A 17,459-nucleotide genomic window follows, 5' to 3' on the forward strand; every position below is an offset into this window, starting at 1 on the left:
GGGGGAGATCAGCAGCTTCAACCAAATTTCCCGGTCCGCGGGAATCCCTTCGGCACCATGCGACCGGCCGACGCTCTCGCGCCGATCCATTCCGCCAGCTCCTCGCGCGACCTGACGAAGGTGCGGTCTGCGGAATCCTGCCACGACAGGCCGCTCGCCAGCGTGAAGGGTTTCAGGTCGAGCAGACCGCCATCCTTGTATTTCTGCAGGCGAACGCCCTTGCCGCGGCCCATCTCCGGAATTTCGGAGAGCGCAAACACCAGCATCTTGCGGTTCTCGCCGACAATGGCGAGATGATCGCCTGACACGGGGACGCAGGCCTTGGCCTCGTCGGGCGCCTTGACGTTCATCACCTGCTTGCCCTTTCGGGTGTTGGCGACGACCTCCTCCTCCGGCACGACGAAACCATTGGCATCGTAGGAGACGAGCAGCAGCTTGCGCTTCGGGTCGTGGACGAAAGCGGTGACGATGTCCTGGTCGTTGTCCATGTCGACGATGATGCGGATCGGTTCACCATGGCCGCGGCCGCCTGGCAGCCGGTCAGCGCCGATGGTGTAGAATTTGCCGCCGGTGGTGAAGACCAGGATCTTGTCGGTGGTCTGGGCATGGAAGGCGAGCTTGAGGCTGTCGCCTTCCTTGAAGGTGAGCGTGGAATGGTCGGCCAGATGGCCTTTCATCGCTCGCAGCCAGCCTTTTTCCGAGACCACCACGGTGACCGGCTCGCGCTCGATCATGGCGTGCGCAATGTCGGTCAGGTCATGCTCCGGCGCGTCGGCGAACTGGGTACGGCGCTTGCCGAGTTCGGTCTCGGGGCCGAACTTGTCGCGAACCTGCGTGACTTCCCATTTGATCGTCGACCATTGCTTGGCGTCGGATGCCAGCAATGCCTCGATCTGCTTCTTTTCGGTGGTGAGACCGTCGAACTCCTTGCGGATCTCGAACTCTTCCAGCTTGCGCAAGGCGCGCAGCCGCATGTTGAGGATGGCTTCGGCCTGGGTGTCGGTGAGCGACCAGCGGGCCATCATCACCTGCTTGGGCTCATCCTCCTCGCGGATGATCCTGATGACCTCGTCGATGTTCAAATAGGCGATCAGGTAGCCGGCAAGGATTTCCAGCCGCTTCTCGATCTCGCCAAGCCGATGCTTCGAGCGGCGGATCAGCACATCGCGGCGATGGTCGAGCCACTCCTTCAGCACGCCCTTCAGCGACAGGACGTTAGGCACCTTGCCCCGCGACAAAACGTTCATGTTGAGGGGAAAGCGGCTTTCAAGCTCGGTCAGCTTGAACAGCGATTCCATCAGAATGCCGGGATCTACCGAACGGCTCTTCGGCACCAGCACAATGCGGACGTCCTCGGCGCTTTCATCCCTGACATCCTCGAGCAGCGGCAATTTGCGCGCGATCAAAAGCTCGGCGATCTTTTCGATCAGCCTGGCCTTCTGGATGCCGTAGGGGATTTCGGTGACGACGATGCTCCAGGTGCCCCTGCCCTGGTCCTCCTGGCCCCATTTGGCGCGCACGCGAAAACCGCCGCGGCCGGTCTCATAGGCCTCCAGGATGGAAGCGCGGCTGTCGACGATGATGCCGCCGGTCGGGAAATCCGGTCCCTGGACGAACTCCATCAGCTTTGTCACCGGCGCGTCCGGTTGCTCGATCAGCTGCAGCGCTGCGTTGCAAAGCTCGGCGGCATTGTGCGGCGGGATGGACGTCGCCATGCCGACCGCAATGCCGGAGGAGCCGTTGGCGAGCAGATTCGGGAAGGCGCCGGGGAGCACCACTGGCTCCTCATCCTCCTCATTGTAGGTCGGTCGGAAATCGACGGCGTCCTCGGTGATGCCGGCAAGCAAATCGCTCGCCACCTCGGTCATGCGCGCCTCGGTATAGCGCATGGCGGCGGCGTTATCGCCGTCGATATTGCCGAAATTGCCCTGCCCGTCGACGAGGGGATAGCGCATGGAGAAATCCTGCGCCAGGCGCACCAGCGCGTCGTAGATCGACTGGTCGCCGTGCGGATGGAACTTGCCCATCACGTCGCCGACGATGCGGGCGCATTTGGCAAAGCCCTGGTCGGGGTTGAGCCTGAGCAGCCGCATGGCATGCATGATGCGGCGATGCACAGGCTTCAGCCCGTCGCGCACGTCAGGCAGCGCCCGGTGCATGATGGTCGAGAGCGCATAGGCGAGATAGCGCTCTTCCAGCGCCTTCTTCAGATCGACCGGTTCGATGTGGTCACCGCCGCCATTTTCAGGCGGCAAAATCCTTTTTCCCATGCGGCTGGACTAGCCGAGCGGGTGATTCGCGGCAAGGCGGGGCTGCGGAAATCCGCACTTTGCAGCCTTTGGGCTTACGAGGGCGGCTCAAGGTCCGACAATGGATGTGACGGACTTCATGTTCCCCCTTGCCGTCCCTGTGCAACAGCAACGGTAGCAGTGCTGTTGCCAACCAACATCAATCTGTTACACGCCCTCTCTAAGGCAGGAGACGGTACGCAGGGGAGCCCGACCTTCATGACATATTCACCGCATCGGGCGAAGGCTCCCGCTCCGATTTGCCTTTCGCCGTGATTTTCGACAAATCTGCGGGAAGGCGCCTTTTTCCCGTCCAGTTCGTCACGGAATGGTGATGGCGTAGAATTGAGAAAACACTTTTTTCAGGACTCTCTCAGGGAACTCGCGATGACAATCCAACGTTCGACACTCAAGAAACTTGCTTTTTCGACCTTTTTGCTGACGCTGCCGCTGAATGCCGCCTTTGCGCAAGACACGGCGGTTGCCGACCGACTGAAGGCCGCACTTGCCGTCCAGGGCGTCGATATCACCTGGACCGGCGTTACCGGCGACAATTCCAGCATGGTGCTGCAGGGCGTGTCGGTCAAACCGGCGGCCGAAAAGGAGGCGCTGCCGATCGGCGACGTCAAGCTCGAGGGCGTGACCGAAGCCAATGGCGGCTTCGATGTCGCGACCATCACGACTTCGGCCTTCGAGCACAGCAAGGACGGCGTCACGCTCAACCTCACCCCCTTCGTCATCCACGACGCCAACATCCCGGCTGAGGGCGCTACAGGCCCGCTCGGCTCGATGATGATCTACAAGTCGGCCGAACTCGAAAACCTGACGGTCAAGGTTGCCGACAAGACCGCCTTCTCGGTGGATGGGCTTGCTGTCCAGATCACGCCGCCGGCCGACGGCAAGGCGATGGAGTTTTCCGCCACCACGGAAAAGTTCAACGCCGACCTGACCCTGGTCGACGATGCGAAATCCAAGGAAGCCATCGAGGCCCTCGGCTACCAGAACATCTCGGGCAATATCGAAATCGGCGGCACCTGGCAGCCGAGCGACGGCAAGATGGACCTGTCGAAATACGACATCTCGGTCGAGAATGCCGGCACGCTCGGCATGACCTTCGGCCTCGGCGGCTACACGGTCGACTTCGTCAAGTCGCTGCAGGAGATGCAGAAGAAGATGGCGGCGCAGCCCGAAGGCGCCGACAATTCGGCGCAAGGCATGGCCCTGCTCGGCCTGTTGCAGCAGCTCTCCTTCAACAGCGCATCGATCCGCTTCGATGACGATTCGCTCACCGGCAAGGTGCTTGAATATGTCGGCAAGCAGCAGGGCATGTCGGGCGAGGACATCGCCAACCAGGCCAAGGCGATCGTGCCGTTCGGCATGGCACAGCTCAACAATCCCGAACTGACCGCCGAAGTGACGGCGGCGGTGAGCAAGTACCTCGACGATCCGAAGAGCCTCGAGATTTCGGCCGAGCCGCCCGCAGCGGTGCCGTTCGCGCTGATCATGGCCGGCGCCATGTCCAACCCGGCCGACCTGACCAAGACGCTGGGCGTCCACGTCAAGGCCAACGAAGACTGATCGAAGTTAGCTCCCTTCTCCCCGTCACTATACGGGGAGAGGTGCCGGCAGGCAGATGAGGGGCGGCGCCAACGCGTGCAAATTGTAGTTCGATGCTGAACCGATTGTCAGAAGGCGCCAACTGCTAAGGCCGTTCGCCAATCGCCTGCATGCGTGCTGCCCCTCATTGTCCTGCCGGACATTTCTCCCCGTATAGAGACGGGGAGAAAGGGCAGCTGCAACGCTGCTGTCAGTCCTTCTTCACTGCCGCGACACGCAGCGACAGATCACGCAACTGCTGCGGCGAGGCTTCCGAAGGCGCGTTCATCAACAAATCGTAGGCCTGCTGGTTCATCGGGAACATGGTGATCTCTCGCAGGTTCTTGGCGCCGACCAGCAGCATGACGACACGGTCGACGCCGGCCGCCATGCCGCCATGCGGCGGGGCGCCATACTGGAAGGCGCGGTAGAGGCCACCAAAGCGTTCTTCCACCGTGGCGCGGTCGAGGCCAACCGTCTCGAACGCCTTGACCATGGTTTCCGGTAAATGGTTGCGGATACCGCCAGAGGCGATCTCGAAGCCGTTGCAGACCATGTCGTACTGGAAGGCCTTGATGCCGAGCAGGTCGTCGCCGTTGAGCGCGTCGATACCGCCTTGCGGCATCGAGAACGGGTTGTGGGCGAAGTCGATCTTCTTCTCCTCCTCGCTCCATTCGAAGAACGGGAAGTCGACGATCCAGCACAATTCGAAGCGCTCGCGGTCGACAAGGTTCAGTTCTTCGCCGGCACGCGTACGCGCGGCACCGGCGAAGGCGACGAACTTCTTCGGATCGCCGGCGACGAAGAAGGCGGCGTCGCCATCGGCAAGGCCGAGCTGCTGGCGGATCGCCTCGGTGCGCTCCTCGCCGATGTTCTTGGCCAGCGGACCGGCGCCTTCAAGCTTGTCGCCTTCCTTGCGCCAGAAGATGTAACCCAGTCCCGGCTGGCCCTCGCCCTGCGCCCACGAGTTCATGCGGTCGCAGAAGGCGCGGCTGCCGCCGGTCTTGGCCGGAATGCCCCACACTTCGGCCTTCGGATCGTTGGCCAGGATGTTGGCGAAGACCTTGAAGCCGGAATCGTGGAAATGGTCGGAGACGGCCTGCATCTCGATCGGGTTGCGCAGGTCCGGCTTGTCGGAGCCGTATTTGCGCATCGCGACATCGTACGGGATGCGCTGGAATGTCTGCGTCACCGGCTTGCCGTTGGCGAAAGTCTCGAAGACGCCCCGCATCACCGGTTCCATGGTCGACAGCACGTCGTCCTGCTCGACGAAGCTCATCTCGAGGTCGAGCTGGTAGAATTCGCCGGGCAGGCGGTCGGCGCGCGGGTCCTCGTCGCGGAAGCAGGGCGCGATCTGGAAATAGCGGTCGAAGCCCGAAACCATGATCAGCTGCTTGTACTGCTGCGGCGCCTGCGGCAGCGCGTAGAAGGTGCCGGGATGGATGCGCGACGGCACCAGGAAGTCGCGTGCGCCTTCCGGCGAGGAAGCCGTCAGGATCGGCGTCGAGAACTCGGTGAAGCCGACATCGGTCATGCGCTTGCGCATCTCAGCGATGATCTTGGTGCGCGCCACGATGTTCCTGTGCAGCGTCTCGCGGCGCAGGTCGAGGAAGCGATACTTCAGGCGGATGTCTTCGGGATAGTCCGGCTCGCCGAACACCGGCAGCGGCAATTCCTTGGCTGCCGACAGCACCTCGACCTCGCGGGCAAAGATTTCGATCTCGCCGGTCGGCAAGTTGGCGTTGGTGGTGTCCGGCAGGCGCGCCTTGACCTCGCCGTCGACGCGGATCACCCATTCGCCACGCAGCGTCTCGGCGACCTTGAAGGCGGGCGAATCCGGATCGGCGACGATCTGGGTCAAGCCGTAATGGTCACGCAGATCGATGAACAGCAGGCCGCCATGGTCACGCACGCGATGCACCCAGCCCGACAGGCGGACGGAAGAGCCGACATCGCTCTTTCTCAACTGGGCACAGGTGTGGCTGCGGTAACGATGCATTGTCATGTCAAAAGTCCGGGGTGCTGGGTTGTGGGCCGAGCTCAAAGCCCGGTCCAAAATTTGCGCGAAAAGCGCATGGGAGGCCTGATTTGTCAAGGCGAGTCGGGTTTGGGTCGTCTCTCTATCCGCTAGTCAGCATGAAGTCTTTGCCAGGCTTGGCGCTTGCCGCCAGAAGTGTTCCCCGCAACAGTGCCGTCCTCAAGCAATCTGGAGATGCTTTATGCCAAAACGTACAGTTCCACCGGGCGTCGGGCCACACAATGGCCGCGAGTTGGAACTGATGCTTCAGGGCGACAAGCCAATGGCCCTGTTCGGGACGGAGCCGGGTGTGGACGCCGAAGATATTGGCGATGCGGGCTTTGCACCGTTTGTCGACCAAGGCCGCATCCTGAAGTTCACCCACTTTGATCCAGAAACGTCCGTGGAAGATCGCCGCTACTGCCTGCCGACAGAGGAATGGCGCTGCAAACTGAGCTTGTTGATCTCCAGAATGTGCCGCAGCGGAGAGGCCTTTGACATCTTCACATCGAATGATCTGGCGAGGCTTGAAGGAGCCCTTCTCGGCTATTCAAAGGAAGATGTCGAAGTGTTCGTCGCCCATGCTGCGTCCCGGACTTCCCGCGCGCCGAGCTCCGTTTAAGCCAAATGGATTTCGGCGCCCTGGCGTTCGAAATCCGCGAGGATCGCGGCCGGCGCGGTCTTTTCGACCACGAGGTGGCGGATCGCCTCTGGCCTGGCGACCCGGTAGGGTGCGGCTGTGGCTAGCTTGTCGTTGGTTACAGCGATGACGATGCCTGCGCTGTTCTTGGCCATCGCCCGCTTTACCTCGGCCTCAGCCGAATCGAAGGCCGTGACGCCGCGCGACGCATCGAGACCGCAGGATCCGAGAACAAACAGGTCCGCGCCAAGTTGCGCGACAGCGGCAAGCGTGTCGGCGCCGACGCAGGCGCCGAGATGGCGGTCGAACCGCCCGCCCAGCACAATCAGTTCGACCAAAGCGTGGTCTGACAGGACGTAGGCAATTTCGAGCGAATTGGTGGCGACGGTCAGATCGATGTCGCGCGGGATGGCCCTGGCGATCGCGGCATTGGTCGAGCTGCTGTCGATGAACAGGGTCTGTCCGCGCGAAAGCAGTGCCACGGTCGCGCGGGCCAGCCGCGTCTTTTCTTCGACGGCATGGCCGGCGCGCAGGCCGACCGGCGTGGCCGCGAAGGGTGCGGCCGCGACCGCGCCGCCATAGACGCGGCGGCACTGCCCGGCCTTGGCCAACTCCCTGAGGTCGCGCCGAACCGTGTCTTCCGAAACGCCGAAGCGGCCTGCCAGCTCGCCGGCCAGCACCCTTCCCTCGACGGCCAGGCGATCGCGAATAATTTGATGCCGCTCATCGGTCAGCATTGCATGATCCTGTTTTTTCCATGCACGTTCTTGCACGATTTGCATGTTTGTGCAAGATGTAGGCATATCAAACAGTGACAACCGTCGACTCTCTTCCCCGAAAGCATCGTCATGACCTTTGGCCTCCGCCTCGCTCCGCAACACCGGGTCTACGCCGGCTTTGCGATCTATTCGTTCGCCATGGGCCAAATCTTCCCGCGGCTGCCCGACATCAAGCACGCCATGGGCATCGGGGACGGCACGCTCGGGCTAAGCCTGATTGGGACGCCAATCGGCACCTTGACCGCGCTGACGCTGGCGGCGCCGATCCTGGAGCGCATCGGCTTCCGCCGCGCGCTGCTCGGGCTGGTGCCGCTTTTGTCGGTTGTCTTTGCCATTGCCGTGCATGCGCCTGGGCCGCTTGCGCTGTTCCTGATGCTGTTTCCGGTCGGCCTGATGATCGGCAGCGTCGAGATCATTCTCAATGTCGAGGCCGACAGAACCGAATTCCTGCTCAAGCGCCGGATCATGAACCGGGCGCATTCGTTCTGGAGCATCGGCTTTTTCGGCGCCGGCCTGTTCGGCGCCGCGCTTGCGCATCTCGGCATTTCGCCGCAACTGCACCTGGCGATTGTCGTACCGATGGTGGCGACAGGAATCGCGCTGTTTCTCGGCGGTTACGAACCGGCGCCGAGCCGCTTCGCCGGCAATGACGAGACGGCGCCAACGCTGGCGCGGCCGACGCTGCCGATCCTCGTCCTCGTCGCGGTGACACTGTCGGCGATGCTGATGGAAGGCGCCAGCATCGACTGGTCGGCAATCTACATGCGCACCGTGTTCGATGCGGGCCCTTTCGTCGCCGGCTTCACAGTGGCGCTGTTTGCATTCTCGCAAGCGAGCACGCGCTTCTTTGCCGACTCCTTTGTCGACCGCTACTCGCCGAGCGTCGTGGCGCGGGTGCTGCTGGCGACGATGGCGGTGGGCGTGCTGCTCGTCTTCTTCTCGCCTGCCCCGCTCGTATCGATGCTGGGCTTTGCGCTACTTGGCATCGGCAGCAGCGTGCTCTTTCCGCTGGCGATCTCGGCGGCAGCCCAGCGGACGGACCGCTCCGCGACGATCAATGTCGCGGCGCTGTCGCAGATTTCCTTCGTCGCCTTCCTGCTCGGCCCGCCGCTGCTCGGTTTCGTCTCCGACCATTGGGGCATCCGCTCGGCCTTCGGTATCGGCATCCCGTTCATCATGCTCAGCCTGCTGACCGCCGGCTCGCTTGGCCGAAGGGCTGCCCGGGGCAAGCCTGCGCCGGCGAGCGAAGCTTTGGCGAGGGCCGACGGAGCTTGAACGGCCGCACCTGAAGCCACACACCTGTTGGCGGCGGGACAAGCCACTGGCATTGGCCACACCGATGGTTCAGAACTGTGGAGCCACCCAAGCAACGGTTCCGTATGTCCTCCATCCGCCCGCTGATCCCGCTCCTCATCGCCGCCGGCATCCTGCTTGGCGGCAACGGGCTGCAGGGCACGCTGATCGCGTTGCGCGGCGCGCAGGAAGGGTTTTCGGCCTCCGACATCGGCCTGATGGGCACGTTCTATTTCGCCGGCTTCCTGCTTGGTTGCCTCGCAGTCACCCGCATCCTCAAGGCAGTCGGCCATGTCCGGACGTTTTCAGCGCTCGCCGCCATCGCCGCTGCCAGTACGCTGCTCCTGGTGCTGGTGATCGACCCGGTGATGTGGTGCGCGGTGCGCTTTGCCGGCGGTTTCTGCTTTGCCGGCCTGTTCACCGTCATGGAAGCGTGGCTGAACTCCGGCGTCGAAAACAAGGATCGTGCCCGGGTGCTCGCCGTCTACCGCATGGTCGATATCGGCTCGGTAACCGGCGCGCAGTTCCTGATCCCGATCTTCGGCCCCGGCGGCTTTGCCATCTTCGCCATCATGTCGATGATGATCACGCTGTCGCTGGTTCCGGTGTCGCTCGGCGACCGCTCCAACCCGACGCCGCCGGAAGACGTCAAGCTCGATCTCGCCCGCGTCTGGCGGATTTCGCCGCTCGGCTGCTTCGGCTGCATCTGCGTCGGCGTCACCAACAGCGCGTTCCGCACGCTGTCGCCGGTCTATGCCGAGCAGATCGGCATGTCGGTGGCCGATGTCGTCACCTTCGTCAGCGTCGGCATTTTCGGCGGCGCCCTTATCCAGTATCCGCTGGGCTACCTCTCCGACCGCTGGGATCGGCGCGCGGTGCTTCTGGCCACGACATGCGGCGCCATGTTCGCGGCGCTGGCGCTGGTCTTCGTCGCCGGCGCCGATCCGACCCTCAATTTGATCATCGTCTTCATCTTCGGCAGCTTCGCCATGCCGCTCTATTCGCTGTCGGCGGCGCATTCCAACGACCGCGCCGACAAGGGCGAGTTCGTGCTGATCAATGCCGCCTTGATGCTCTTCTATTCCTTCGGCGCCATCGGTGGCCCCTTCGCGGCCTCGACGGCCATGCAATATTTCGGACCGGGCGCCCTGTTTGTCTTCAGCGCAGTCGTCTACGCCACCCTCATCGCCGTCATTCTCTACCGCATGCAGGTGCGCGGCAGCGTGCCGGCGGGCAAGCGCAGCCGCTTCACGGCGCTGCTGCGCACATCAACCGTCTTCGCGCGGCTGGCGCGCAGGAATGGCGATTCCGACGGATCGGCGGATACTTGACCGGAGGGCGGCTTGACGAAAGCGCCCATGGCTGAAATTGAAAGAGAACCTTACCCGTTAATAAAAAGCGATTTGATGCACGTCATCACCACCCAAAATGAGCTCGAGTCCGTTCTCGCCGCTTTTGAAAAGTCGGATTTCGTCACCGTCGACACCGAATTCATCCGCGAAACGACATTCTGGCCGATTCTGTGCCTGATCCAGATGGCGGCGCCCGGCGTCACCGCGCTGATCGACCCGCTGGCGCCCGACATCAACCTCGCCCCGTTCTTCCGGCTGATGGCCAATGAGGCGGTGGTCAAGGTTTTCCATGCCGCGCGCCAGGACATTGAAATCATCGTCCATCTCGGCGATCTGGTGCCCCATCCGGTGTTCGACACCCAGGTCGCGGCCATGGTCTGCGGCTTCGGCGACAGCGTCTCCTACGATCAGCTGGTGCAGCGCATCACCGGCGCACGGCTCGACAAATCCTCGCGTTTCACCGACTGGCGCCACCGGCCGCTGTCGGACAAGCAACTCGACTATGCGCTGGCCGACGTCACCCATCTGATCGACGTCTACAAGCATCTCAGCGCCGAACTGGAGCGGGAAAACCGCGCCCATTGGCTAAACGAGGAAATGGAGGTGCTGACTTCGCGCGAGACCTACGATCCGCACCCCGAAGACGCTTGGAAGCGGCTGAAGATGCGGCTGCGCAAGCCGCAGGAGCTGGCGATCGTGCAGACGGTGGCGGCATGGCGCGAACGCGAGGCGCGCGAGCGTGACGTGCCGCGCGGCCGGGTGCTCAAGGACGACGCCATATACGAGGTCGCCCAGCAGGCGCCGCGCGATGCGGCAGCGTTGGGCAAGCTGCGCACGACGCCGAAAGGCTGGGAGCGTTCGTCGACGGCTACCGCATTGCTTGGCGCGGTCAACACGGCGCTCGCTTTGCCCCGCGAAGAGATGCCGAAGCTGCCCAAGAGCTTTCAGCCGCCCGAGGGCTCCAATGCCGCCTCCGAGCTGCTGAAGGTTCTGTTGCGGATCGTCGCCGAGAAGGAAGGCGTCGCCTCGAAAGTGCTGGCGTCCAGCGACGACATCGACCGCATCGCCGCCGAGGGCGAGGATGCCGACGTGCCGGCCCTGCAGGGCTGGCGACGCGCCGTGTTCGGCGAAGCCGCACTGAAGCTGGTGCGCGGCGAAATCGGCATCAAGTTCGACAAGCGCAAGATCGCGGTGTTCGATTTGTAGACCCCCACCCCGCTCCGCGGAGCGACCCTCCCCACAAGGGGGAGGGTAAACAACTGCCCTACACCGCTCCGACCAGGTGTAGCGCGAACCAGATCCATGCCAGCAAGAGAATGATCGCGCCGACGTAGAAGGCGCGGCTGCGAAACCGCAGATTGTTGCTGGTGAGGTGGACCCAGGCGTGGCCATAGCGGGAAATCACGAAAATCCACATCAAGGCCAGGGTCAGATAATTGACGCCATTGGTCGCGTGCAGCGCCAGACACAGCACATAGAACAGCACCGGCAGTTCGAACTGGTTGATGAGATTGTTGGCAACCGTGACGCTCGACCCGGGCTCGGTCGTGCGCACCTTGTATTGACCGACCTTGGCCTCGCCCGATTTGACCGCGCCGTAGCGGCGCCGGCCCATCACGACATAGACGATATAGACGAGGAACACCTGCGCCAGCATCGGCCAGAAAATCGCGGTCTGGCTCATGGCGTTGCCCCTGCTCTGTCGTTCATGCCTGTGGACGCCGCTGGGCGGCAAGGATCAAAAACGCGATGACGATGACGGGGATCGCCAGCAGCGCGAATTTGGTGACGATCAGCGACGAGGCGAAAGACAGAGAATCCGGGTTGGCCGACAGCGCATCGGACAAGAGCCGCGCCACCGCAATGTTCTGGGCGTAGTCGGCGCATGTGTAGGGCAGCACGATGACCAGCGCGAACAGCGCCTGAAGCTGCACCGGCATGGCACGAAAATTCTTCAGCCGCCGCCCCGTTGCCAGGATCAGGCTGACCATGGTCAGCGACAGCAGCGCCGGGAAGAGAAGGTCGAAAGTCAAATAGTGCCAGACCAGGATGATCTCGCTGCCGCGCCGGCCGAGTGCCGTCAGCCAGGCCATGCCCTCGTCGGGCGTGAACCCGCCAAGGCGCACGTCGAGCGACGGCAGGCCACCGCTCAGCCGGCGGAAATAGAAGAATTCCAGCAGCGTCATGATGATGAAAACCGCCGCGGCGGCAAAGCACAGCGCGCCGGCATGGCGCGCCAGCCGCAGCACGATCGTCGCCTGGTGGCGCCAGAGCATGTACCGCTCTGGCTGCCGGTCAGGCTCCGCCAGGATAGTTCGGGCTTTCGCGGGTAATCGTGACGTCATGGGCGTGGCTTTCACGAAGTCCGGCGTTGGATATGCGCACAAAGGTGGCGCGTTCGCGAAAATCGGCAAGGTCGCGGCCACCGACATAACCCATAGCGGCTTTTAGCCCGCCCGCAAGCTGGTGCAGCACGCCAGACACAGGTCCCTTGTAGGGCACCTGCCCTTCAATGCCTTCCGGGACCAGTTTCAGCGTGTCGCGAACCTCGGCCTGGAAGTAGCGATCGGCCGAGCCGCGCGCCATGGCGCCGACAGAGCCCATGCCGCGATAGGCCTTGAAGGAGCGGCCCTGATGCAGATAGACCTCGCCCGGGCTTTCGTCGGTGCCGGCCAGCAGCGAACCGATCATGGCCGCACTGGCGCCGGCGGCAAGCGCCTTGGCCAGGTCACCCGAATATTTGATGCCGCCGTCGGCGATGACCGACACGCCTGATCTATGCGCCGTCTCGACCGCCGACATGATCGCCGAAAGCTGCGGCACGCCGACGCCGGCGACGATGCGCGTGGTGCAGATCGAGCCCGGGCCGATGCCGACCTTGACGGCATCGGCGCCGGCGTCGATCAGCGCCTGCGTGCCTTCGGCGGTGGCGACGTTGCCGGCCAGGATGCGGACGGAATTGGAAAGCTTCTTGGCCCGCGTCACCGCATCGAGCACGCGCTGCGAATGGCCATGCGCGGTGTCGATGACCAGGAGGTCGACACCGGCATCGATCAACCGCTCGGCGCGCTCGAAGCCGTCATCGCCGACGCTGGTGGCGGCCGCCGCCCGCAGGCGCCCCTGCGCATCCTTGGTGGCGTGCGGGTTGAGCTGCGACTTCTCGATGTCCTTGACGGTGATCAGGCCGACGCAATTGCCGGACTTGTCCACGACGACGAGCTTTTCGATGCGGTGCTGGTGCAGCAGCCGCTTGGCCTCGTCCTGGTCGACATTCTCCTTGACCGTGATCAGGTTCTCACGGGTCATCAATTCGTAGACTTTCTGCCCCGGATCGGAGGCGAAGCGCACGTCGCGGTTGGTCAGGATGCCGACCAGGCGGCCGATCTTCTGGCCGCCGGTGCCGCCATTCTCGACCACCGGAATGCCCGAGATGGAATAGGTGCGCATCAGCGCCAGCGCGTCGGCGAGCGTGGCGTCGGGGCCGATGGTGACCGGATTGATGACCATGCCCGATTCGAACTTCTTGACCTGGCGAACCTGCTCGGCCTGTTCGGCCGGCGAGAAATTGCGGTGGATGACGCCGATGCCGCCGGCCTGCGCCATGGCGATGGCGAGCCGCGCCTCGGTGACGGTGTCCATGGCGGCCGACAGGATCGGCACGTTGAGGTCGATGTCGGTGGCGATGCGGGTGCGGATGTCGGTCTCACCGGGCATGACCTCGGAATGACCGGGCTGCAACAGCACGTCGTCAAAGGTCAGCGCCAGCGCGCCGGTGGACGTTTCGATGATTTTTGCCATGGCCAGTCCTCGGATACGAAAAGCGCTGGGAGAATACAAAAAAGCGCTGGACCGAAATGGACAGCGCCGACTCGTTTCTTCCCTTTCAGGATTGGCGCTGGCTGGTAACACGTCGCGGCGCCGATGAAAAGCCGGTCGTGGCCTATTCGGCGGACTTGCCCAACAGGGCATCGAGCAAGACATGGCGCGGTGACGCGAAAGGATTGACGACCGTTACGCCGCCCCAGGTGAAGCCGTCCTGCAGATCTTCCGACAGCAGCAGCCGGCAACCGGTTTGCGAGGCAACAGACAGGATGGTCGCATCCCAGATGCCGAAATGGTGATCGGTCGCAAGATCAGCCGCGACCGTCATCACCTCCGGCGTCGTGCCGACAACCGGAAACGCGTCGCGCCAGCTCAACAGGGCGTCGCGCGCTTGTGCACGTGATCGTCCGGCCTTGCGTGTGAGAACGGTGAACAATTCGCCGAGCACTTGGACTGGAATGACGGCTGCCTCTTGCGCAATGTCGTGCAGCAGGCCGAAAACGATGTCGCGCTTCTCGGCTCCGTTGATCCCCTCGGCATAAACAAGGATGTTGGTATCGAGCGCGACCTTCACCGCTCGTCCTCGTAAAGCTCGTCGCGGCTCCAGCGCCCGGCTTCTACAACAGGCTGGCGTTCGAGGCGCGACAGCAGCGCTGTGCGCGAACGAGACGCCGCAGGGTCGGGCTGCCCTGCAGGCACGATCCGCGCCACGGGGCGCCCATGGCTGGTCACGACATAGCTCTGTCCTTCGCGGACACCGCGCAGGAGGAGCGAGAATTTGCGGTTGGCGTCGGCTGCGGAAACGGCTTCTTCCATGGCATTGTCCATATAGTAGTTATATTCACTACAGCATAGTGAACCCGGTCAATTTTCGCAAGTTCATTCAATGTGGCGAAACGCAGCGACGCCTCTTGTCCGCCCACGGTCGCACAAAAGTGACAGCAAATTAATGCGACATCGCGCCTGAGGCGTGATAACCGCCCGTTTGTATCGGCTTGCCCGCCTTTTCATTGTTTGGATTGGCCGGCAGGCACATTTAGACCAGTTCGGACGCGTTCGTTGAACCGCATCATTCCGCTCATTCTGGCGGTCGCCTTGTTCATGGAAAACATGGATTCGACCGTCATCGCGACATCGCTGCCGGCGATTGCCGTCGACATCCACACCAGCCCGATCGCGCTCAAGCTGGCGCTGACCGCCTATCTGGTGTCGCTGGCCATCTTCATTCCGATCAGCGGCTGGATGGCCGACCGGTTTGGCGCCAAGACCATTTTTCGCGCCGCGATCGGCGTCTTCATCGTCGGCTCGGTCTGCTGCGCCATCTCCAATTCACTGCCGGCCTTCGTCGTCTCGCGCTTCCTGCAAGGCATAGGCGGCGCCATGATGACGCCGGTCGGCCGGCTGGTCCTGGTGCGCGCGACGCCGAAGAGCGAGCTGGTTGCTGCCATGTCGTGGCTGACGGTGCCGGCGCTGGTCGGCCCGCTTGTGGGACCACCGATCGGCGGCTTCATCACCACCTATTTCACCTGGCACTGGATCTTTCTGATCAACGTGCCGATCGGCCTGATCGGCATCTGGCTGGCGACGCGCTTCCTGCCGCAAACCGACTCGATGGAGACGCCGCCGCTCGATTTCGTCGGTTTCGTGCTGAGCGGGCTGGCGGCCTCCGGCGTCGTCTTCGGCCTGTCGGTGGTCAGCCTGCCCTATCTGCCGCCGGCGACCGGCCTCATCACCGTGGCGGTCGGGCTGATTTCCGGCGTGCTCTATCTGCTGCATGCGCGGCGCGCCAAGAACCCGCTGCTGGCGCTGGAACTGTTCCGCAACCAGGTGTTCCGCTCCTCGGTGCTCGGCGGCTCGCTGTTTCGCATCGGCATCGGCGCGGTGCCGTTCCTGTTGCCCCTGATGTTCCAGATCGGCTTCGGGCTGACGCCGTTCCAGTCGGGCATGATCACCTTCGTCTCGGCCATCGGCGCCATTGGCATGAAGTTCGTCACCGCGCCGATCTTCCGGCTTGCCGGCTTCCGCCGGGTGCTGATCTGGGGCTCACTGATCGCCGCGGCAACGATCGCCATCTACGGCCTGTTCACGCCGGAGACGCCTTACGCACTGATGCTGGCGATATTGCTGGTCGGCGGCTTCATCCGCTCGATGTTCTTCACCGGCGTCAACGCGCTCTCCTATGCCGAGGTGACGGCTGAAGACACCAGCAAGGCAACGCCGATCACGGCGGTGTTCCAGCAGTTGTCGATCGCGCTCGGCGTGGCGCTGGCCGGCGGCATCCTGGAAGTCTCGACCTCGATCCATGGCGGACCGCTGGCGCTCGGCGATTTCCACATCGCCTTCTTCATCGTGGCGGCAGTGTCAGCGGCGGCGTCGGTATCGTTCATGCGGCTGGCGCCGGATGCCGGCAACGCCGTATCGGGTCATGGCCGGATGACGACGCCGAAGACACTGGAGCCGGTGAGCACGGCTGGGAAGTAAGGGGCGGCGCGACGAAAATCGTCGACGTCGGCGATCCTTCACACCCCCCTCTGGCCTGCCGGCCATCTCCCCCGCAAGGGGGGAGATCGGATATCACGCGGCTTTCGCCAATCTTGCAACTTTGAAGGAACGGCGAGGCGGGGGCGGTCGCAACTGCCAATCTCCCCCCTTGCGGGGGAGATGTCCGGCAGGACAGAGGGACGGAACGCTACGAAGCGTCTTTCACGCCGTGCCGTCTCTGCCCTTAAAATCCTTCGCCAGCAGATACAACTCCACCGACTCATCGCGCGACGCCGGCGGCTTGACGTGATGCACTGAGCGGAAGTTCTTCTTGAGCATCGACAGCAGCTCGTTCTCCGCGCCGCCCTGAAACGTCTTGGCCAGAAAGTGCCCGCCCGGCTTCAGCACCGACAGCGCGAAATCGGCGGCCACTTCGCACAGATGCATGGTGCGGATGTGGTCGGTTCGCTTGTGGCCGGTGGTCGGCGCCGCCATGTCGGACAGCACGACATCGGGGTCGCCGCCCAGCGCTTCGGCGAGCTTTTGCGGCGCCTCGGGGTTAAGGAAGTCCATCAGCAGCACCGGCGCGCCGGGCACGGCGGGCATTTCGAGATAGTCGATGCCGATGACATGCGGATTTTCTGCCGTCGACTTGGTCCTCGCGGCCGCCACCTGGCACCAGCCGCCGGGGGCCGCACCGAGGTCGATGACCTTCATGCCGGGTTTCAGCAGATGATGCTTGTCGTCGATCTCGATCAGCTTGTAAGCCGCGCGCGAGCGATAGCCATCGGCCTTGGAGCGCTGAACGTAGGGATCATTGATGTGGCGCTGCAGCCAGCGGCGCGACGATTCCTTCAGGCCGCTCTTCTTCTTGATCCGCGTCTTGAGGACACGAATGCTGGCGGAGCCCGGCTTTTCCGGCTTCTTGGTCATGACGTTATTTCTTGTTTGAGTTTTTGCGCTGGCCGAGTTGCCGCCGTTTTTCGGCGGCTTCGCGTTTCGCGAAGGGCTTCCCCCACTCCGTCGCCGCTTCGCGGCGCCACCTCTCCCCCCTCCGGAGGGAGAGGAAAGGCGCCGGTCTGCATAAGTTCGCGCCCTTCCTCTACCCCGTCGATCGGGGGAGAGGTGGGGCGGGGAGCTGGGCGGGGGGGGGGGGGGCGGGTGACCACAAGAAAGGGGGTGCTTGAGGGC

15 protein-coding genes are annotated in these 17,459 nt (G+C 63.4%); 6 read left to right on the forward strand and 9 right to left on the reverse strand.

The window, feature by feature from the left end:
- Nucleotides 1–17 precede the first annotated feature (17 nt).
- On the reverse strand, nucleotides 18–2,270 hold the full coding sequence (gene parC, locus NKJ88_RS32310; RefSeq protein ID WP_023694915.1) for a DNA topoisomerase IV subunit A: 2,253 nt from the start codon (nucleotides 2,268–2,270) through the stop codon (nucleotides 18–20).
- Between the two features lie 405 nt (nucleotides 2,271–2,675).
- On the opposite strand from parC, the gene NKJ88_RS32315 reads away from it, so the two are divergent.
- Nucleotides 2,676–3,866, forward strand: coding sequence for an aq_1923 C-terminal domain (locus NKJ88_RS32315; RefSeq protein WP_352446904.1), 1,191 nt, complete (start codon nucleotides 2,676–2,678; stop codon nucleotides 3,864–3,866).
- Nucleotides 3,867–4,095: 229 nt separating this feature from the next.
- Here the strand turns inward: NKJ88_RS32315 and aspS are convergent, their stop codons facing one another.
- Nucleotides 4,096–5,883: an aspartate--tRNA ligase gene (gene aspS / locus NKJ88_RS32320; protein WP_023823278.1), complete on the reverse strand. Its 1,788-nt coding sequence runs from the start codon at nucleotides 5,881–5,883 to the stop codon at nucleotides 4,096–4,098.
- A 220-nt stretch (nucleotides 5,884–6,103) separates the two neighbouring features.
- On the opposite strand from aspS, the gene NKJ88_RS32325 reads away from it, so the two are divergent.
- A complete protein-coding gene (locus NKJ88_RS32325) occupies nucleotides 6,104–6,523 on the forward strand; it encodes a hemin receptor (RefSeq protein WP_352446905.1) in 420 nt (139 codons plus the stop codon).
- Here the strand turns inward: NKJ88_RS32325 and NKJ88_RS32330 are convergent.
- A complete protein-coding gene (locus NKJ88_RS32330; protein WP_352446906.1) occupies nucleotides 6,520–7,278 on the reverse strand; it encodes a DeoR/GlpR family DNA-binding transcription regulator in 759 nt (252 codons plus the stop codon). The genes NKJ88_RS32325 and NKJ88_RS32330 overlap by 4 nt on opposite strands.
- A 111-nt stretch (nucleotides 7,279–7,389) precedes the next feature.
- Here NKJ88_RS32330 and NKJ88_RS32335 point away from each other — a divergent pair, with 111 nt between their 5' ends.
- From NKJ88_RS32335 to rnd, 3 genes are all read left to right on the forward strand, one after another.
- Complete coding sequence (locus tag NKJ88_RS32335) at nucleotides 7,390–8,595, forward strand: MFS transporter (protein WP_352446907.1); 1,206 nt, start codon at nucleotides 7,390–7,392, stop codon at nucleotides 8,593–8,595.
- A 104-nt stretch (nucleotides 8,596–8,699) separates the two neighbouring features.
- Nucleotides 8,700–9,944, forward strand: coding sequence for an MFS transporter (locus NKJ88_RS32340; RefSeq protein WP_352446908.1), 1,245 nt, complete (start codon nucleotides 8,700–8,702; stop codon nucleotides 9,942–9,944).
- A gap of 75 nt (nucleotides 9,945–10,019) precedes the next feature.
- Entirely contained in the window at nucleotides 10,020–11,171 is a 1,152-nt protein-coding gene (gene rnd / locus NKJ88_RS32345; RefSeq protein WP_023682426.1) for a ribonuclease D, read from the forward strand.
- Nucleotides 11,172–11,229: 58 nt separating this feature from the next.
- Here rnd and NKJ88_RS32350 read toward each other — a convergent pair whose 3' ends face one another.
- From NKJ88_RS32350 to NKJ88_RS32370, 5 genes are all read right to left on the reverse strand, one after another.
- Nucleotides 11,230–11,649 (reverse strand): MAPEG family protein, encoded by a 420-nt coding sequence (locus NKJ88_RS32350; RefSeq protein WP_352446909.1) that lies wholly within the window; start codon nucleotides 11,647–11,649, stop codon nucleotides 11,230–11,232.
- 22 nt (nucleotides 11,650–11,671) lie between these two features.
- Nucleotides 11,672–12,241, reverse strand: a complete 570-nt coding sequence (locus tag NKJ88_RS32355; RefSeq protein ID WP_023749016.1) for a hypothetical protein — start codon at nucleotides 12,239–12,241, stop codon at nucleotides 11,672–11,674.
- A gap of 19 nt (nucleotides 12,242–12,260) precedes the next feature.
- On the reverse strand, nucleotides 12,261–13,763 hold the full coding sequence (gene guaB, locus NKJ88_RS32360; protein WP_023734161.1) for an IMP dehydrogenase: 1,503 nt from the start codon (nucleotides 13,761–13,763) through the stop codon (nucleotides 12,261–12,263).
- Nucleotides 13,764–13,905: 142 nt separating this feature from the next.
- On the reverse strand, nucleotides 13,906–14,361 hold the full coding sequence (locus tag NKJ88_RS32365) for a PIN domain-containing protein (protein WP_023673035.1): 456 nt from the start codon (nucleotides 14,359–14,361) through the stop codon (nucleotides 13,906–13,908).
- Nucleotides 14,358–14,603 (reverse strand): type II toxin-antitoxin system Phd/YefM family antitoxin, encoded by a 246-nt coding sequence (locus NKJ88_RS32370; RefSeq protein ID WP_023673036.1) that lies wholly within the window; start codon nucleotides 14,601–14,603, stop codon nucleotides 14,358–14,360. Before NKJ88_RS32370 ends, NKJ88_RS32365 begins: the two co-directional genes overlap by 4 nt.
- Before the next feature lie 243 nt (nucleotides 14,604–14,846).
- On the opposite strand from NKJ88_RS32370, the gene NKJ88_RS32375 reads away from it, so the two are divergent.
- On the forward strand, nucleotides 14,847–16,268 hold the full coding sequence (locus NKJ88_RS32375; protein WP_352446910.1) for an MFS transporter: 1,422 nt from the start codon (nucleotides 14,847–14,849) through the stop codon (nucleotides 16,266–16,268).
- 222 nt (nucleotides 16,269–16,490) lie between these two features.
- On the opposite strand, the gene NKJ88_RS32380 is transcribed toward NKJ88_RS32375, so the two are convergent.
- Entirely contained in the window at nucleotides 16,491–17,201 is a 711-nt protein-coding gene (locus NKJ88_RS32380) for an RlmE family RNA methyltransferase (protein WP_023700576.1), read from the reverse strand.
- Between the last annotated feature and the right edge of the window lie 258 nt (nucleotides 17,202–17,459).

The sequence above is a fragment of the Mesorhizobium sp. M0016 genome (genome assembly GCF_040324035.1).
In the GTDB taxonomy this organism is placed as follows: Bacteria; Pseudomonadota; Alphaproteobacteria; order Rhizobiales; family Rhizobiaceae; genus Mesorhizobium.

What these genes read in the sequence shown, in the direction of transcription:
- NKJ88_RS32370 (WP_023673036.1), bottom strand. Translation starts at nt 14,603, where the DNA reads ATGGAAGAAGCCGTTTCCGCAGCCGACGCCAACCGCAAATTCTCGCTC.
- rnd (WP_023682426.1), top strand. Translation starts at nt 10,020, where the DNA reads ATGCACGTCATCACCACCCAAAATGAGCTCGAGTCCGTTCTCGCCGCT.
- NKJ88_RS32380 (WP_023700576.1), bottom strand. Translation starts at nt 17,201, where the DNA reads ATGACCAAGAAGCCGGAAAAGCCGGGCTCCGCCAGCATTCGTGTCCTC.
- guaB (WP_023734161.1), bottom strand. Translation starts at nt 13,763, where the DNA reads ATGGCAAAAATCATCGAAACGTCCACCGGCGCGCTGGCGCTGACCTTT.
- parC (WP_023694915.1), bottom strand. Translation starts at nt 2,270, where the DNA reads ATGGGAAAAAGGATTTTGCCGCCTGAAAATGGCGGCGGTGACCACATC.
- NKJ88_RS32330 (WP_352446906.1), bottom strand. Translation starts at nt 7,278, where the DNA reads ATGCTGACCGATGAGCGGCATCAAATTATTCGCGATCGCCTGGCCGTC.
- NKJ88_RS32355 (WP_023749016.1), bottom strand. Translation starts at nt 12,241, where the DNA reads ATGCTCTGGCGCCACCAGGCGACGATCGTGCTGCGGCTGGCGCGCCAT.
- NKJ88_RS32325 (WP_352446905.1), top strand. Translation starts at nt 6,104, where the DNA reads ATGCCAAAACGTACAGTTCCACCGGGCGTCGGGCCACACAATGGCCGC.
- NKJ88_RS32340 (WP_352446908.1), top strand. Translation starts at nt 8,700, where the DNA reads ATGTCCTCCATCCGCCCGCTGATCCCGCTCCTCATCGCCGCCGGCATC.
- aspS (WP_023823278.1), bottom strand. Translation starts at nt 5,883, where the DNA reads ATGCATCGTTACCGCAGCCACACCTGTGCCCAGTTGAGAAAGAGCGAT.
- NKJ88_RS32315 (WP_352446904.1), top strand. Translation starts at nt 2,676, where the DNA reads ATGACAATCCAACGTTCGACACTCAAGAAACTTGCTTTTTCGACCTTT.
- NKJ88_RS32335 (WP_352446907.1), top strand. Translation starts at nt 7,390, where the DNA reads ATGACCTTTGGCCTCCGCCTCGCTCCGCAACACCGGGTCTACGCCGGC.
- NKJ88_RS32350 (WP_352446909.1), bottom strand. Translation starts at nt 11,649, where the DNA reads ATGAGCCAGACCGCGATTTTCTGGCCGATGCTGGCGCAGGTGTTCCTC.